At 71.0% G+C, this 15391-nt stretch carries 12 protein-coding genes; 11 read left to right on the top strand and 1 reads right to left on the bottom strand.

Annotation, left to right across the window (positions count from 1 at the left end; genetic code table 11):
- The first annotated feature begins 587 nt into the window (after nt 1–587).
- The 9 genes from CGQ25_RS12500 to CGQ25_RS12460 all read left to right on the top strand — a co-directional run bounded on the left by CGQ25_RS12500 (nt 588) and on the right by CGQ25_RS12460 (nt 11334).
- Entirely contained in the window at nt 588–1169 is a 582-nt protein-coding gene (locus tag CGQ25_RS12500; protein ID WP_208710174.1) for a DUF4190 domain-containing protein, read from the top strand.
- A gap of 141 nt (nt 1170–1310) precedes the next feature.
- Nucleotides 1311–2114 carry a DUF4097 family beta strand repeat-containing protein gene (locus CGQ25_RS12495; RefSeq protein ID WP_208710172.1) on the top strand — a complete coding sequence of 268 codons (804 nt, stop codon included), beginning with the start codon at nt 1311–1313 and terminating at the stop codon, nt 2112–2114.
- A gap of 20 nt (nt 2115–2134) precedes the next feature.
- Nucleotides 2135–3067: a homocysteine S-methyltransferase gene (gene mmuM, locus CGQ25_RS12490; RefSeq protein WP_208710170.1), complete on the top strand. Its 933-nt coding sequence runs from the start codon at nt 2135–2137 to the stop codon at nt 3065–3067.
- 188 nt (nt 3068–3255) lie between these two features.
- Nucleotides 3256–5496, top strand: coding sequence for a catalase/peroxidase HPI (gene katG, locus CGQ25_RS12485; protein WP_208710168.1), 2241 nt, complete (start codon nt 3256–3258; stop codon nt 5494–5496).
- A gap of 276 nt (nt 5497–5772) precedes the next feature.
- Entirely contained in the window at nt 5773–6924 is a 1152-nt protein-coding gene (locus tag CGQ25_RS12480) for an ABC transporter substrate-binding protein (protein WP_208710166.1), read from the top strand.
- Entirely contained in the window at nt 6921–7646 is a 726-nt protein-coding gene (locus tag CGQ25_RS12475) for an ABC transporter ATP-binding protein (protein WP_208710164.1), read from the top strand. The genes CGQ25_RS12480 and CGQ25_RS12475 overlap by 4 nt, the downstream gene beginning before the upstream one ends.
- Nucleotides 7636–8556 (top strand): ABC transporter permease, encoded by a 921-nt coding sequence (locus tag CGQ25_RS12470; protein ID WP_208710162.1) that lies wholly within the window; start codon nt 7636–7638, stop codon nt 8554–8556. The genes CGQ25_RS12475 and CGQ25_RS12470 overlap by 11 nt, the downstream gene beginning before the upstream one ends.
- Complete coding sequence (cobA, locus tag CGQ25_RS12465; RefSeq protein WP_208710160.1) at nt 8553–9800, top strand: uroporphyrinogen-III C-methyltransferase; 1248 nt, start codon at nt 8553–8555, stop codon at nt 9798–9800. The genes CGQ25_RS12470 and cobA overlap by 4 nt, the downstream gene beginning before the upstream one ends.
- A 67-nt stretch (nt 9801–9867) precedes the next feature.
- The gene (locus CGQ25_RS12460; protein ID WP_208710158.1) at nt 9868–11334 is read left to right on the top strand and encodes an FAD-dependent oxidoreductase; all 1467 of its coding nucleotides are present in this window, start codon (nt 9868–9870) and stop codon (nt 11332–11334) included.
- A gap of 145 nt (nt 11335–11479) precedes the next feature.
- On the opposite strand, the gene CGQ25_RS12455 is transcribed toward CGQ25_RS12460, so the two are convergent.
- Nucleotides 11480–12913, bottom strand: a complete 1434-nt coding sequence (locus CGQ25_RS12455; protein ID WP_208710156.1) for a PucR family transcriptional regulator — start codon at nt 12911–12913, stop codon at nt 11480–11482.
- Between the two features lie 124 nt (nt 12914–13037).
- Here CGQ25_RS12455 and gabT point away from each other — a divergent pair, with 124 nt between their 5' ends.
- On the top strand, nt 13038–14399 hold the full coding sequence (gabT, locus tag CGQ25_RS12450) for a 4-aminobutyrate--2-oxoglutarate transaminase (protein WP_208710154.1): 1362 nt from the start codon (nt 13038–13040) through the stop codon (nt 14397–14399).
- 108 nt (nt 14400–14507) lie between these two features.
- Nucleotides 14508–15383, top strand: a complete 876-nt coding sequence (locus CGQ25_RS12445) for a universal stress protein (RefSeq protein ID WP_208710152.1) — start codon at nt 14508–14510, stop codon at nt 15381–15383.
- Nucleotides 15384–15391: the final 8 nt, after the last annotated feature.

Raw genomic sequence — 15391 nt, 5'->3', positions numbered from 1 at the left:
GAGCGGAGTCGAAACCACACCACGACTCAACCGCGCCGCTGGTTGAGCGGAGCGAAGCGGAGTCGAAACCACACCACGACTCAACCGCGCCGCTGGTTGAGCGGAGCGAAGCGGAGTCGAAACCACACCACGGCTCAACCGCCGCTGGTTGAGCGGAGCGAAGCGGAGTCGAAACCACACCACGGCTCAACCGCCGCTGGTTGAGCGCAGCGAAGCGGAGTCGAAACCACACCACGACGGCGCCCGCCCACCTTCGCCGGTGGCGGCGGCGTCTGCATCTGCGAGTTGGTACGACCCGGGCGGATCTCCGGACGGGACCCCATAACCATCTCTGTAACGCTGGCCTAGGGCATCCCGACTAGTCCACTTCAGTCGTTGATAACAGCGGCCATGTTGAAAAGTTGTTGTGTCGTCCCAGACGCCGGAGCACCATAGTTGTGATACAGCCGACCGCCGGCGTGGGGCCGTCGGCGGCGTATCCATAAGGTTCCTAGGGGGAAGACATGTCCACGACTCCGACGCCTCCAGTCAGCGGACCCGGTAACTACGGAATGCCCGCCGGTCCTGGACCCTCATACGGGCCGCCAGTGTCCCGCCCCACCTCGACGCTCGCAATCATCGCTTTGGTCCTCGGCGCGCTCGCTCTGATCTTCAGCTTCATTCCGCTGGTGAATTTCGTGGCGTTTGCCTTGGCCATCGCCAGCATTGTCTGCGCGGTCGTGTCCCTTATCCGCCGCAGCGGCGGTAAGTCAATGGCGATCATCGGGCTGGCGCTTTCGGTAGTTGCCTTCATCTCCGCAATCGTTGTCAACATCGTGGTGGCTACTGCCATTTCTTCGGCGTCGCAGGCCATCTCGAAAGGCCTTGAGACGTATTCGGCTCAGGCCAGTGCGAAGCACACCATTGAGTACAAGGTCACTACGAATGCTCCCGCGACGGTTCACTATTGGGCGCCGGACGGAACGGGCCAGACAGATGTTTCGGCCGACTGGACGAAGGATATTTCTTCTACCGGGTTCACGTCCGCGCTAGTGTCCGTGAATTCCTCTGACTATAAGAACACGGCTGCCGCGGTCTCTTGCGAGATCATCATCGATGGGAAGAGCGTTGCCAAGAACACCGGTAGCGGTGCTAGCGCGTCAGCTTCCTGCAACGCGACGGCAGACTAGGCGAGGGGCGAGCGGCGGCCCAGACGGAACCCAGGGATTTGTAGCTATCGCTGGATGCTGAGGTGAGGGGCGCCGTCTGCATGGGCGAAACGGGACTTGCGGCCGTGGTGCCGCGACGCCGGCGGCACCTACCGTCGGAGCATGAGCACAGCGCCTCAGCCCGCGCCCCCGCGGCCCCGGCCGTGGTGGCCCTGGCTTGCCCTCGGCCTCGGCGCAACCCTGATCCTTGCCGGCGCCGCGGGCTTCCTCGCCCTGAGCTCCGGCGGAGGCGTCTTCGGGCAGTCGGCCACGACGAACCGGACCTTCACCGAGCAGATCTCGAGGGTCGAAGTCCGCGGCGGCTCCGGGACCATCGACATCCGCGCCGGCGGCACGCCCGGCCGGATCGAGGTGACCCGCGAGGCCCACTGGGGCCCCTTCAACGCCCAGCCCGCGCCCGAGGAATCGGTCGACGCACAGACACTGCGGCTCGCCGCGGGCTGCTCCGGCTTCCTGTCCTGGTGCTCGATCGACTACATCCTCTCCGTGCCAGACGGGACCGCGGTCTCGATCGACCAGGGCTCGGGCTCGGTCACGCTAACCGGACGGCTCGGGGGCACGGACGCCAAGACCGGTTCCGGCACCGTCACGGCCCGCGGGATCGCGGACTCCCTGCGCCTCGAGACGGGGTCCGGCAGCATCACCGCCTCGGACCTCCAGTCCTCCCAGGTCACCGCGCACACCGGAAGCGGCAGCATCACCCTCGACCTCGCCCGTGCCGCGAGCTCCCTCGCCGCCGAGACCGGGTCCGGCAGCATCACGCTCCGCGTCCCGCAGGGCTCCTACGCGGTGGACGTGGACACCGGCTCGGGCAGCCGTCAGGTCAACGTGACCTCCGACCCGAAGGCGCCCAACCGCATCCAGGCCAAGACCGGCTCGGGGAGCGTCAGCGTCCACTACCGCTGACCGCGCACTAGCCTCGTTCCATGGAGGCCACGCCGAACCCAGTCGCCGCCGCGCTCGCCGCGGGGGAGACCCTCGTGCTCGACGGCGGGCTCGCGACCGAGCTCGAGACCCGCGGCTTCGACCTCGCGGACCCGCTGTGGTCCGCGAAGGTCCTCCTCGAGGCGCCCGAGACCATCGAGGCCGTCCACCTCGACTACTTCCGCGCCGGCGCCCGCGTCGCGACCACCGCGAGCTACCAGGCCGCGCCGGCCGGCCTCAGGAGGCGAGGGCTCAGCGGCCAGGAGGCCCTCGACGTCGTGCGCCTGAGCGTCCGCCTCGCCGACAGCGCACGACGGCGGCGCCTCGCCGAGCGGCTTGGCTCGCCGGAGCTCTTCATCGCCGGGTCGGTGGGCCCCTACGGCGCGTACCTCGCCGACGGCTCCGAGTACCGCGGCGACTACCGGCTCACGCGTGGGCAGTTCCTCGCCTTCCACCGCCCGCGGGCGGAGGCGCTGCTCGAGGCCGGCGCAGACGTCCTCGCGTGCGAGACGATCCCCTCCGGTGAGGAGGCCCTCGCGCTCGCGGACCTCGTCGGGGACCTCGGCGCCACGGCGTGGCTCAGCGTGACCCTCCGCGACGCCGAGCACCTCAGCGACGGCACGCCAGTGAGCAGGCTCGCCGGCGAGCTGACCGGCCGACCCGGGCTGGCCGCCGTCGGCATCAACTGCGTCCCGCCCACCCTGGCGAGCCGCGGGCTCGCGCACTTGGCCCGGTCCACGGACCTCCCCTTGGCGGTGTACCCGAACGCCGGGGAGCCCTATGACCCGGACACCAAGGCCTGGGGCGCTCAGCACGACGCCGCCACGCTCGCCTCGTGCGCCGGGGAGTGGCTCGGCCTCGGTGCGCGTCTCGTGGGAGGGTGCTGCCGCACGACACCGGCGGACATCGCGGCGCTCGCCCGGGCCGTCCAATGAATGGACACCTAACAAGACGACGTGCGCCCCTCACTGCTAGCGTCAGAGGTGCACAGTACGGCGCCGCGGCCGCACCTTCTCCGAGAGCGTCCTCCGGCCGCCGTGCTCGTACCAGACGTGCTCCAAGGGGCCAGAATTCGTGACGGTTGCCCGAGTCCCGAGGCGGGCCCGGGGGAGGGAAGGAAGCAATGACTGAGAGCCAGCAGGGCGGATGCCCTGTCGCGCATGACAGCGTGACCTCGCACGGCAGCGAGAGCGAGAACCCGGCGATTGACTCGCCGAAGCCCAAGGCGCACCGCCCGCGCAAGAACTCGGACTGGTGGCCCAACCAGCTCGACCTGACGGTGCTCCACGCGCACAACCCGGCGGGCAACCCCCTCGGTGAGGACTTCAGCTACCGCGAAGAGTTCGCCAAGCTGGACGTCGAGGCGCTCAAGCAGGACATCGCGACGGCGCTCACGACGTCCCAGGACTGGTGGCCCGCCGACTTCGGCCACTACGGCGGGCTCATGATCCGCCTGAGCTGGCACGCCGCGGGCACCTACCGCGTCTTCGACGGCCGTGGCGGGGCCGGCGACGGCTCCCAGCGGTTCGCGCCGCTGAACAGCTGGCCGGACAACGCCAACCTGGACAAGGCCCGGCGCCTCCTGTGGCCCGTGAAGCAGAAGTACGGCCAGAAGATCTCGTGGGCCGACCTCATCGTCCTCGCTGGCAACGTCGCGCTCGAGTCGATGGGCTTCGAGACCTTCGGGTTCGCCTTCGGCCGCGAGGACGTGTGGGAGCCCGAGGAGATCTTCTGGGGCACCGAGGACACCTGGCTGAGCCCGGACCGCTACGTCGGCGAGAAGGAGATGGTCCCGGTGGTCGGCGCCACCGAGATGGGCCTCATCTACGTCAACCCGGAGGGCCCCCAGGGCAACCCTGACCCTGCGGCGGCCGCGGTGTTCATCCGCGAGACGTTCGGGCGCATGGCGATGAACGACGAGGAGACCTTCGCGCTCATCGCCGGCGGCCACACGTTCGGCAAGACCCATGGCGCGGCTCCCGCCGACACCCATGTCGGCCCCGAGCCGGAAGGCGCGAACCTCGAGAACCAGGGGCTGGGCTGGCTCAGCAACTACGGCACGGGCAAGGGCGGGGACACGATCACGTCGGGCCTCGAGGTCACCTGGACTGACCGCCCGACCCAGTGGAGCAATCGCTTCCTCGAGATCCTCTTCGGGTACGAATGGGAGCTCACCAAGAGCCCCGCGGGCGCCCACCAGTGGGTGGCCAAGGACGCCCCGGAGATCATCCCGGACCCGTTCGACCGCGAGAAGAAGCACCGTCCCACGATGCTCACGACCGACCTCTCGCTGCGCGTCGACCCCACGTACGAGAAGATCGGCCGCCGCTTCCTGGAGAACCCGGACGAGTTCGCGCTCGCGTTCGGCAAGGCCTGGTACAAGCTCCTCCACCGCGACATGGGCCCGGTCGGCCCGCACATGCTCGGCCCGTGGGTCCCGGAGCCCCAGCTGTGGCAGGACCCGGTCCCGGCCGTGGACCACGAGCTCGTGGACGAGGCGGACGTCGCCGCCCTCAAGTCTCGGCTCCTCGACTCCGGCCTCACGCCCGAGCAGCTCATCGCGACGGCGTGGGCCTCGGCGTCGACATACCGCAAGACGGACCGGCGCGGCGGGGCCAACGGCGCCCGCGTCCGGCTCGAGCCGCAGCGCGCCTGGGAGGTCAACGAGCCCGAGCAGCTCGCTACCGCGCTGCAGACCCTCGAGGGCGTGCAGCGGCAGTTCAACGACGAGCAGACGGGCGGGAAGAAGATCTCCCTCGCGGACCTGATCGTCCTCGGCGGCTGTGCCGCGGTCGAGAAGGGGGCCCGTGACGCCGGCTTCGACGTGACGGTTCCCTTCCGGCCGGGCCGCACGGACGCGACCCAGGAGCAGACCGACGTCCAGTCGGTGGCGTACCTCGAGCCGCGCGCCGATGGGTTCCGCAACTACCTCCGTCAGGGCGAGAAGACCCCCGCGGAGGTGCTGCTCGTGGACAAGGCCTACATGCTGGGCCTGTCCGCCCCGGAGATGACGGCCCTCGTGGGCGGCATGCGCGCGCTCGGCGGCAACATCGGCGGCTCCGCGCACGGCGTCCTCACCGACCGGCCGGGGATCCTGACGAACGACTTCTTCGTCAACCTCCTCTCGCCGGGCACCCAGTGGAAGGCCTCGGAGAGCGAGGAGAACGTCTACGAGATCCACGATCTGTCCACCGGTGAGCTGAAGTGGACGGCCACCGCGGTCGACCTCATCTTCGGCTCCAACTCCCAGCTCCGCGCCCTCTCCGAGGTCTACGCGAGCGAGGACGCGAAGGAGAAGTTCGTCAACGACTTCATCGCCGCGTGGACCAAGGTCATGGAGGCGGACCGCTTCGACCTGCGCTGATCCCCGCAGCCTGCGAGAGGCGCGGTCCCTTCGGGGGCCGCGCCTTTCGCATTCCCGCCGCACGGCGCGGACACCGCCCGGCGGTCTGTGACGCCGCGTGACGCAGCGTGAACGCCCGTGACCGGACCCTTGGCCGGCGGAACCCGCCGCGTCCATGCTTGAACGCATGATCCCGCAGGACCGCACCCGCACGGTGGCCGGCACGCCCCGATGTCGGGCTCGTCGATAGGCCCCACCCGAGACCTGCCGACCCTGCGAGAGACCGAGGACCACCTCATGACCCAGAGCACCGAGACGCCCGCCAGCCGCCCCGACACCATCCGCATCACCGCCGACTCCGCCGAGAGGGAGGCGACGCGGGGGCGAGGGTTCAAGCTCGGGCTCGCCGCCGCCGTCGTCCTCCTGCTGGGCGCGGCCGCCGCGATCGCGACCGCCGTGAATCCGGGCGAGAAGCCGACCGCGTCCGCGGCCGCCGCCGGGACGCCCGCGCCGCAGCTGCGGCTCGGCTACTTCGGCAACGTCACGCACGCGCCGGCCCTCGTCGGCGTCCAGAACGGGCTCGTCGCCGACGCGCTCAAGGCCGCCGGGACCGACACCATGGCCACCCAGGTGTTCAACGCCGGCCCCGCGGCGATCGAGGCCCTCAACGCCGGGGCGATCGACGCGGCCTACGTCGGTCCGAACCCGGCCATCAACTCCTTCGTCAAGAGCAACGGACAGTCCATCGCCGTCATCGCCGGGGCTGCCGCCGGCGGCGCCCAGCTGGTGGTGAGGCCGGAGATCACGTCCCCGGACCAGCTCAGGGGCAAGGTCCTGGCCACGCCGCAGCTCGGCGGCACGCAGGACGTGGCCCTGCGCGCCTACCTCGCCTCGAAGGGCCTGGCCACGACCCCGAACGGCGGCGGAGACGTCACCGTCAACCCCACCGAGAACGCCCAGACCCTCAAGCTCTTCCAGGACGGGAAGCTCGACGGCGCGTGGCTGCCCGAGCCGTGGGCGTCCCGCCTCGTGCTGCAGGCCGGGGCCAAGGTCCTGGTCGACGAGAAGGACCTCTGGGACGGGACGGGCACCGGCAAGCCGGGGCTGTTCCCGACCACCGTCCTCATCGTCAACAGGACGTTCGCCGCCGAGCACCCCCAGACTGTGGAGGCGCTCCTGAAGGGGCACGTCGCCGCCGTCGACTGGCTCAGCAGGGCCAGCGCGGCCGAGAAGGCGAGCACCGTCAACGCCGGCCTCAAGGCCGCCTCCGGCTCCGAGCTCCCCGCCGACGTGATCGAGCGGGCCCTGGCCAACATCACCTTCACGACCGATCCGCTCGCCGGCGCGTACCCGAAGCTCCTCCACGACGGCGTCACCGCCGGCGTCACGAAGGAGGCCGACCTCACCGGCCTGTTCGACCTGCACTGGCTCGAGGAGGCCACCCGATGACCGTACTTCTCGAAAACCTCGGCAAGCGCTTCGGCGATGGCGCCCCCGTCCTCGACGGCGTCAACGCGAGCATCGCCCAAGGCGAGTTCGTCGCGCTGCTGGGCGCCTCCGGCTGCGGCAAGTCCACGCTGCTGAACATCATCGCCGGCCTCGAGCGGCCCACCGCGGGCGCGCTCGAGGTGCCGGCCGACGGCGCGGCGTTCATGTTCCAGGACGCCGCCCTCTACCCGTGGCTCACCGCACGCGGGAACATCGAGCTCGCGCTCAGGCTCCGCGGCGTCCCAAAGGCCGAGCGGCGGGCACGGGCCGTCGAGCTCCTCGACCTGGTCCACCTCGGCGAGGCCGGCGACAAGCGGCCGCATGAGCTCTCAGGGGGCATGCGCCAGCGCGTCGCCCTCGCCCGGGCCCTCTCGCAGGACCGGCAGGTCCTCCTCATGGACGAGCCGTTCGCGGCCCTCGACGCCATCACCCGCGACCTCCTCCACGAGGAGCTCAGCCGGATCTGGCGTGAGACCGGCCGGACCATCATCTTCGTCACCCACAACGTCCGCGAGGCCGTCCGCCTCGGCCAGCGGGTCCTGCTCCTCTCGTCCCGGCCAGGCCGGGTCGTCGCCGAGTGGGCGGTGCCCGAGGCGACGAAGCACGACGCCGCCGCTGCCGCCGCCCTCACCGGGCAGCTCACCTCACGACTGCGCGAGGAGATCGCACGCCATGGCAAGTAACTCAACCCTCGAGAAGGAGCCCACGGGCGTTTCCGTCCACGCCGCCGGCTCCGTCGACGCGGCCGAGCTGCGTGCCCTCGAAGCCGGCCTCGACGAGCTCCAGTCCGACACCGTCAGGCGGCGCCGCGACTGGAGCCGGGCGCTCCTGCCCCTCGCGGCCGTCGTCGTGCTGCTGCTCGCGTGGCAGCTGTACGTCGGCCTCGGCCTCAAGCGCCGGGACCTCGTCCCCGGCCCGCTCGACGTCCTCGGCTCCCTCGCCCAGCTCTGGGCCGAGGGCACGGTGCAGGAGGCGGTCTGGACGTCGCTGCAGCGCGGCCTCCTCGGCTTCGCCGTGAGCGTCGTCGTCGCCACCCCGCTCGGCCTGCTGCTCGGCCAGGTCAAGACCCTGCGCCGCGCGTTCGGGCCGCTCATCTCGGGCCTGCAGGTGCTCCCGTCGGTCGCGTGGGTCCCGGCGGCGATCATCTGGTTCGGCCTCACCGACGCGACGGTGTACTTCGTGGTGCTCATGGGCGCGATCCCCTCGATCGTCAACGGGCTCGTCTCGGGCATCGACCAGGTGCCGCCGCAGTACCGGCGGGTCGCGACGGTCCTCGGGGCATCGCGCACCGAGCTTGCGCTCCAGGTCATCCTCCCCGCGGCCCTGCCCGGCTACGTCGCGGGGCTCAAGCAGGGCTGGGCCTTCTCGTGGCGCTCCCTCATGGCCGCGGAGATCATCGCCGTGGGCGGCACGATGGGCTTCGGACTCGGCTCCCTGCTCGACCAGGGCCGGACCCTGAGCGACATGGGCGTGGTCATGAGCGCCATCCTCATCATCCTCGGCGTCGGTGTCCTCATCGAGCTCGCCGTGTTCGGACCCGTCGAGCGGCGCCTGCTGACGCGCCGCGGACTCCTGGCAGGAGGCACGCGATGAGCGGCATCGACCTGTACCCCACCTCGCTGCGCCTCCTCGGGCGGGACGTGCTCGTCGTCGGCGGCGGCAAGGTCGCCGCGCGACGCGCGCAGGGCCTGCTCGACGCCGGCGCGAAGGTGACCGTCGTGGCGCCCGAGGCGGGGCACGACGTCGTGCGCCTGGCCGAGGCGGGACTCGTCGCGTGGGTGCGCCGCGGGTACGAGACGCGCGACCTCGACGGCGTGTGGTTCGTCCAGACCGCGACCGGCGTGCCCGGCGTGGATGCCCGCGTGGCCGCCGAGGCGGAGGAGCGCCGCATCTGGTGCGTCAACGCCGCGGACCACGAAGCCTCCGCGGCGTGGACCCCTGCGACGGCCCGGGTGGACGACGTCACCGTCGCCGTGAACGCCGGGGGAGACCCGCGGCGGGCCAAGGCGCTCAAGGACGCGATCGTTTCCGCGCTCCGCGAGGGCAAGCTGCCGCTGCGGCGCCACCGCGCGCCCTCCCCGGCCGGACGCGTGTCCCTCGTGGGCGGCGGCCCCGGCGCCGAGGGGCTCATCACCGTCCGCGGCCGCCAGCTCCTGGCCGAGGCCGACGTCGTCGTGGCCGACAGGCTCGGCCCGCGCGGCCTCCTGGCCGAGCTCTCCGACTCCGTGCGCGTCATCGAGGTCGGCAAGGCCCCCGGCGCGCACCAGGCCACGCAGCACGAGATCAACGAGATCCTCGTGCGCGAGGCGACGGCCGGGAACGTCGTCGTGCGGCTCAAGGGCGGCGACCCGTACGTCCTGGGCCGCGGGGGCGAGGAGGCCGAGTACTGCCGGCGCCATGGCGTCGACGTCGAGGTGGTGCCCGGCGTCACGAGCGCCGTCTCCGTCCCCGCCGCCGCCGGGATCCCGGTCACGCACCGGGGCCTCGCCACCGGCTTCTCGGTCGCGACCGGCCACGACGAGCTCGCCGAGCTGCCCGCCCGGCCCGACCACACGATCGTCCTGCTCATGGGCGTGCGCCGGCTGGCCGACTCCGTCGCCGTCCTGCGCTCCCGCGGCCTGGCCGGCACGACGCCGGTCGCGATCGTCGAGCGCGGCTGGACACCGGAGCAGCGCGTCACCATCGCGACACTGGGTACGATCGTAGATCGGGCCCGCGCCGTCGGAGTCGCGAACCCGGCCGTGATCGTCATTGGCGACGTCGTGCGCGTGAGCCCGTACGCGCCCTCGGACCTTCGCCGCGCCCGCGCCCCCCACCTGTCATCGACTGCTCCGTAGATGTCGTTCTGAGCACCCATAACGACATCTGCTCAGCAATGGATCACCACACCGAAGGAACCACCTAGTGTCGAACACCGCCCCTGACCCCCGCGGCACCGCCGCCCGCCCGCTCCGCATCGCCGTCATCGGGTCCGGCCCCGCCGGCGTGTACGCCGCGGACCTCCTGACCAAGAGCGCTCCGGTCTCCTCGGGGGAGCTCACGCTGAGCATCGACCTGTTCGACCGCTACCCGGCGCCGTACGGGCTGATCCGCTACGGCGTGGCGCCGGACCATCCCCGGATCAAGGGGATCGTCAACGCCCTGCACAAGGTGCTCGACAGGGGCGACATCCGCTTCTTCGGCAACGTCGACTACGGCACGGACCTGACGCTCGCGGACCTCCAGCGCCACTACGACGCCGTGATCTTCGCGACCGGTGCCATCAAGGACGCGGACCTGAACATCCCCGGCGTCGAGCTCGAGGGCTCCTTCGGAGCTGCCGACTTCGTCTCGTGGTACGACGGGCACCCCGACGTGCCGCGCGAGTGGCCGCTGGAGGCGAAGGAGATCGCCGTCATCGGCAACGGCAACGTGGCGCTCGACGTCGCGCGCGTGCTCTCGAAGCACGCCGACGAGCTGCTCGTCACCGAGATCCCGGACAACGTCTACCGGATCCTCAAGGAGTCCCCGGTTACCGACGTGCACGTGTTCGGCCGCCGCGGCCCCGCGCAGGTCAAGTTCACCCCGCTCGAGCTGCGCGAGCTCTCCCACTCGCACGACGTCGACATCGTGCTGTACCCGGAGGACTTCGAGTTCGACGAGGCCTCGGACCGCGAGATCCAGAGCAACAACCAGGTCAAGACCATGGTCGGCACCCTGACCAACTGGATCGCGGAGCAGCCCGAGGACCTCTCCGAGCTGACCGCGTCCCGCCGCCTGCACCTGCACTTCCTGCAGAGTCCGGTCGAGATCGTCGACTCGCCCGAGGCCCCGGGGAAGGTCGCCGGGATCCGCTTCGAGCGCCAGGAGCTCGACGGCACCGGGAACGTCCGTGGCACCGGCGAGTTCACCGACTACCCCGTCCAGGCCGTCTACCGCGCCATCGGCTACTTCGGCTCGTCCCTGCCGGACCTCGAGTTCGACCACCGTCGCGGCGTCGTCCCGAACGACGGCGGCCGCGTCCTGGGTGCCGACGGCGCGTTCGTCCCGGGCGTCTACACGACGGGCTGGATCAAGCGCGGCCCGGTGGGCCTCATCGGCCACACCAAGGGCGATGCCCTCGAGACGATCGGGCACCTGCTCGAGGCGCGCGAGGAGCTTCCCGTCGCTGACGAGCCCGCTGAGGACTCCGTGACCGAGCTGCTCGCGTCGCGCGGCGTGGAGTTCACGACGTGGGAGGGCTGGATCGCCCTCGACGCCCACGAGAAGGCCCTCGGCTCCGCCGCTGCCCCGGCCGTGACGCACAAGGGCGAGGTGGCGCGCGAGCGCGTCAAGGTCGTCTCCCGCGAGGAGATGGTGCAGATCTCCAACGGGGCAGCCATCCCCAGCTGACCCCACCACCTCCGCCGACATCACCCCGTGTGGGCGCGAGGTCACCCCGGTGCCAGTTCTGGGCGCTCGACAAGGGGTGACTTCGGCGCCACACGGGGTGACTTCGGCGCCAGAGGGGGTGACCTCGGCGCAGGGGGCGGAGAGGTCAGGCCCTGGCGATCTTCCGCACCGCGAGGGCCAGGTACAGCTGGACGCGGTCGGCGGTGACGGCCGGGTCGTACCCGGTGAGCTCGGCGATCTGCCCGAGCCGGTAGCGCACGGTGTTGCGGTGCAGGTTGAGCTCCTCCGCCACCTGGGCCACGGACCCGTTGTGCGCCAAGTACGTCTCGAGCGTGTGCACGAGCTCCGCCCCATGCTGCGTGTCGAAGCGCACGAGCGGCCCGATCGCCTCCCCGGCCATGTCGGCGAGCGGCACGTCCTCGCTCGCGAGCAGCAGCGACGTGAGGCTGAGCCGTTCCGGCTCGTTGACGTCGAGCCCACGCCCGGTGGCCTCCTTCGCCTCGAAGTAGCTCCAGCGCAGCCCGTTGGGCTTGGTGTACGCCCCGCCGATCCCGGTCGTGGCGTGGATCCCGGCCTCGGTGAGGTGGTCGGCGAGGAGGCGGGCGAGCTTCGGTGCGCGCGCGCCGTCGTCCTCCACGATGACCACGAGGTCCCGGTCCACCATCGCGCTCACGGCGCCATCGAGGGCGGCCGGGAGCGTGGTCCCGCGCAGGTTCCTGTGGTGCGCTGCGGACTCCGCGAGCAGGACCACGTTCCGCTTGGTCGAGTTCACGCCCACGCCGGCGAGGCGCCGCGAGGCCTCGTCCGGCTCGAGGGTCCCGCGCACGACGTCGTTCATCACCTGCCCGGCGAGGGCCCGCTGGGCCTCGCGCTGCTTCGTGAGGTTGTTCAGCTCGAGGCTGATCAGGTTCTGGGCGTAGGAGACGATCCCGGTGTCCTCGAACGGCTTCTTGGCCCACAGCGTGCACGCGTCGCGGCGGCCGGTCGGGATCGGGTAGGCGACCCAACGGTCCATCGAGGGCACGCCGGCGTCCGGGCTCGAGGAGTACAGCTGGGCCGTGAACTGGGTGAGCACGAGGTCCGTGCCGAGCATCGACCCGAGCCGCTTGAGCAGGTCCTCGAGGCCGCCGCCGGTCAGGAGCGAGCGGGCCAGGACCTGGTGGCCTGCGATGAGGCGCTCGAGGCTCGCGTAGTGGTCCGCCGAGTGGGAGTCAGCGACGAGCTTGCCGATCGCCATGAACGGGGTCTGGTAGGGCACCTCGATCACGGGCAGGCCCCACCGGTTCGCCTCCGCGATGAGCGCCGGGGGGATCTCGTCGTGCCCGAGGCGCACGCCGAACCCGATGCCGAGCGCCCCCGCCCGCTGCAGGACGCGCACGAACCTCCGCTGGTCGACGGCCGTGCGCTGCCTGACTCCGGTGGTGAGGACCAGCTCGCCGCCGGTCAGGAACGGCGCCGGATTCTCGAGCTCGGTGACGGCGACCCACTGGATCTCCCGCTCGAGCGTCGCGGTCGCGGAGCCGGCGAGGCGGAGCCCCAGGCTGGGGCGTGCGAGGAGGTCGGCGAGGGTCAGGGCCATGCTCACAACTATAGGGTTTCGTGCTGGCCGATCGCACTACAGCTCTTCGATCAACTGGTGCGATCGGCCATTCACTCTGTGGCGCCGCTCGCATACTTTTGAACGGACGAAAGGAACTGCACCCATGGATATCCAGTACCGCCTCGAGCAGAAGCGCAAGGTCCTCGCCGACTTCCCCGGCCCGAAGTCGCTCGAGCTCGCGGCCCGCCGCGCCAACGCTGTCGCCGCCGGTGTCGCCTCGTCCGTCCCGGTCTACGTCGCCGATGCCGACGGCGGCATCATCCACGACGTCGACGGCAACTCCTTCATCGACCTCGGCTCGGGCATCGCGGTGACGACGGTGGGCGCGTCCGACGCCGCCGTCGTGGGTGCGGTGAAGGAGCAGGTCGAGCACTTCACGCACACCTGCTTCATGGTCTCCCCCTACGAGGGCTACGTCGCGGTGGCCGAGAAGCTCAACGAGCTCACCCCGGGCGACCACGCCAAGCGCACCGTCCTGTTCAACTCCGGCGCCGAGGCCGTCGAGAACGCGATCAAGATCGCCCGTGTCGCCACGGGCCGCAACGCGGTCGTCGCGTTCGACCACGCCTACCACGGCCGCACCAACCTCACGATGGGCCTGACGGCCAAGGCCATGCCCTACAAGCACGGCTTCGGCCCGTTCGCCCCCGAGGTCTACCGCGCCCCGATGAGCTACCCGTTCCGCGAGGAGAACGCCCAGATCACGGGCAAGGAGGCCGCCGAGCGCGCCATCCTCATGATCAGCAAGCAGATCGGCGCGGACCAGGTCGCCGCGATCATCATCGAGCCCATCCAGGGCGAGGGCGGCTTCATCGTCCCGGCGGACGGCTTCCTGCCGCGCCTCGCCGAGTTCGCCAAGGAGAACGGCATCGTCTTCATCGCGGACGAGGTCCAGTCGGGCTTCGCCCGCACCGGAGAGTGGTTCGCGGTGCAGCACGAGGGCGTGGTCCCTGACCTCATCACCACCGCCAAGGGGATCGCGGGCGGCATGCCGCTCTCGGCCGTCACGGGCCGCGCGGAGCTGCTCGACGCCGTGCACGCCGGCGGCCTGGGCGGCACCTACGGCGGCAATCCGGTCGCCTGCGCCGCCGCGCTCGCGGCCATCGAGACGATGGACACCCAGGACCTGCGCGGCCGCGCCCGCGAGATCGAGGCCATCGTCAAGGAGCGCTTCGGCAGGCTCCAGGCCGAGCTCGGCGAGAAGAACATCATCGGCGAGCTGCGCGGCCGCGGCGCCATGCTCGCCCTCGAGTTCGTGAAGGCCGGCAGCGCCTCGGGCGACAAGCAGCCGGACGCCGAGACGACCAAGAAGATCGCCGAGTACTGCCTCAAGGAGGGTGTCATCATCCTCACCTGCGGCACCTACGGCAACGTGATCCGCCTCCTGCCGCCTCTCGTCATCAACGACGAGCTGCTCAACGACGGGCTCGACGTGCTCGAGGCAGCGATCCGCTCCGTCGCCTGAGCCGCGATCACCGGTAGAGTCTGCGGTATCAGCCGCAGGCCGGACGAGGGCGCCCGGGCATCCGGGCGCCCTCGCCGTCTGCCGTGACTCGACCACGGAGGGTGGCCCATGCGTTACGTTGTCGGATACCAGCCGGACCATCGCGGCGCAGACGCGGTGGCCCTGGGCGTCGCGGTCGCCCGCGCGCAGGGCGCCTCGCTGGACCTCATGCTCGTGCTCGGCGAGGACGTGCCCTTCGCCGAGGTGAACGAGGACGGCAAGAAGCTCAGCGCCCAGCAGCAGCAGGCGCTCCAGGCCCAGACCGAGGGGCTGGCCCTCGTGCCGGCCGATGTCGAGGCCCGCTTCCACATCCGGCAGGGCCACTCCTTCGCCGCGACCCTCATCGAGGCCGCGGTCGAGTTCGAGGCCGCGCTCATTGTCATCGGCGCCGCGAGCAACGGCCTCTTCAAGCGCTACACCGTGGGCTCGGTCGCGAACGCGCTCCTCCACGCCTCGCCCGTCCCGGTCGCGCTGGCACCCCGCGGGTTCCACCACACCGACCCCCTCGAGCGGATCACCGCGTTCATCGGGCGCCGTGAAGGCGCGGAGGCCGCGGTCGAGGTCGCCCTCATCGCCGCCGGACGCCGCAACGTCCCCCTGCGCTTCGTCTCCCTCGTCGAGCTGGACGCGCGGGCGGACGACTTCGGGGAGAACATCAACGCCGCCCACCGCCACGCCAACACCGTGCTCACCGAGGCCGCGCACCGGCTCCCCGAAGGCCACGAGGCCACAGTGGAGGTGGCGCACGGGCGCACCTTCGAGGACGCCGTGGACAGCATCGACTGGCTCGACGGCGAGATCGTCATCGTCGGCTCGAGCCGGCTCGCGCAGAAGAACCAGCTGTTCCTCGGCTCCACCGCGAACAAGGTCCTCCGCTCGCTGCCTGTCCCGATGGTCGTGGTGCCCCGCGACTACGAGCGCGTCGAGTCCCACCCGCTCGGCTAGGGCGGGCG

The sequence above is a fragment of the Sinomonas sp. R1AF57 genome (assembly GCF_002224485.1).
Lineage (GTDB): Bacteria > Actinomycetota > Actinomycetes > Actinomycetales > Micrococcaceae > Sinomonas > Sinomonas flava.
Note: the sequence above shows the minus strand (reverse complement) of the source record. Positions and strands in the feature narration are given on the sequence as shown.

Coding starts and splice junctions, on each gene's coding strand:
- mmuM (WP_208710170.1), top strand. CDS start 2,135: ATGGAGGCCACGCCGAACCCAGTCGCCGCCGCGCTCGCCGCGGGGGAG.
- CGQ25_RS12495 (WP_208710172.1), top strand. CDS start 1,311: ATGAGCACAGCGCCTCAGCCCGCGCCCCCGCGGCCCCGGCCGTGGTGG.
- CGQ25_RS12475 (WP_208710164.1), top strand. CDS start 6,921: ATGACCGTACTTCTCGAAAACCTCGGCAAGCGCTTCGGCGATGGCGCC.
- cobA (WP_208710160.1), top strand. CDS start 8,553: ATGAGCGGCATCGACCTGTACCCCACCTCGCTGCGCCTCCTCGGGCGG.
- katG (WP_208710168.1), top strand. CDS start 3,256: ATGACTGAGAGCCAGCAGGGCGGATGCCCTGTCGCGCATGACAGCGTG.
- CGQ25_RS12455 (WP_208710156.1), bottom strand. CDS start 12,913: ATGGCCCTGACCCTCGCCGACCTCCTCGCACGCCCCAGCCTGGGGCTC.
- CGQ25_RS12480 (WP_208710166.1), top strand. CDS start 5,773: ATGACCCAGAGCACCGAGACGCCCGCCAGCCGCCCCGACACCATCCGC.
- CGQ25_RS12470 (WP_208710162.1), top strand. CDS start 7,636: ATGGCAAGTAACTCAACCCTCGAGAAGGAGCCCACGGGCGTTTCCGTC.
- CGQ25_RS12445 (WP_208710152.1), top strand. CDS start 14,508: ATGCGTTACGTTGTCGGATACCAGCCGGACCATCGCGGCGCAGACGCG.
- gabT (WP_208710154.1), top strand. CDS start 13,038: ATGGATATCCAGTACCGCCTCGAGCAGAAGCGCAAGGTCCTCGCCGAC.